The organism is Escherichia sp. MOD1-EC6021 (assembly GCF_002965245.1).
Lineage (GTDB): Bacteria > Pseudomonadota > Gammaproteobacteria > Enterobacterales > Enterobacteriaceae > Escherichia > Escherichia coli_F.
The window spans coordinates 1-1,005 of the sequence record NZ_PTRU01000098.1; the positions used below are offsets into that span (position 1 = coordinate 1).

Here is a 1,005-nt window from a genome sequence, read left to right on the forward strand (position 1 = left end):
CTATCCACGCAGGTCCGGTGACTTCCGGCAGCTCATCGTCATCTGTCGGGGAAGACCATTCCAGTTCCCCCCACAGCGCATCAACGAGCTCTCCGCGCTCATACAACTGCCAGCCACAGAAATCACAGCCCTGTTCGGCATACCAGTGCTCCAGCGTGCAGCTGAAACGGCGGCTTAATTCTGCAATAACGTCGCTTTCCGGCTGACACCACGGCGTGTCGAAATCAACCTGAATGAAGTTGTCTTCCTGACTACTGATATTCACCTCATACCCCACAGGCCACTTCACGCCATACCGTTCCGTATACCAGTGATATGCAGAAGGAACACCGTTCAGAACACCACCGTTAAAGCCATTCACTTCAACATCCAGGCGGGTCGGCAGAACCGTCAGCAGGTCAAACGGCATGGTTTTTTCCGGCAGTACGTTGTCACACAGACGGTTCCACCACACCGATACATCCTCGTTACTCCAGAAGCCACACCAGTCACCTCTTTTTGCGGTGAAAAGTGCGGTGATGGTATCCCTGACCTCATCCGGTAATCCTTCCCAGCGACGCTGGCCAGTACCACTCTGCAGCCAGAGTTCATGCAGCATCAGGCAGTTTTGTACATCCAGTAGCACACCGTTCTGCAGGTGTGTCAGCCAGCGGGTGAACGCGATATTCTCCGGCGATACAACACCACGTCCGGCAGCCGTCAGTCCGGGGCACGGTTCAAACTGCACATCTTCAGTGGTCTGCAGAAGTCCGGCACTTCCGGCCAGAAACAGCTGAATACCTTCATTTGTGGCGCGGCGATAAAATGGTGTGACTGCACCGCTGGCCAGTCGTTTAATCTCAGCAATCTGTGCTGGTTCACCAGAAAAATGCATACGATTTGAGCACCAGTTTGGCATGGGAATTCTCCTCTCACATGCGGCCTCCATCAGGCCGTGCCGCACCTGTAACCGGGCGACCGCATACGAATGCAGGTGCGGCCCCGAAGCCGCAGCGCGTGGAGGAG

At 55.5% G+C, this 1,005-nt stretch carries 1 protein-coding gene; it reads right to left on the reverse strand.

Annotated elements, in window-relative coordinates; all coding sequences use genetic code 11:
- Positions 1 to 874 (reverse strand): DUF1281 domain-containing protein (locus tag BEB54_RS28085; protein WP_105282347.1); only part of this gene is annotated, 874 nt, incomplete at its 3' end.
- Positions 875 to 1,005: the final 131 nt, after the last annotated feature.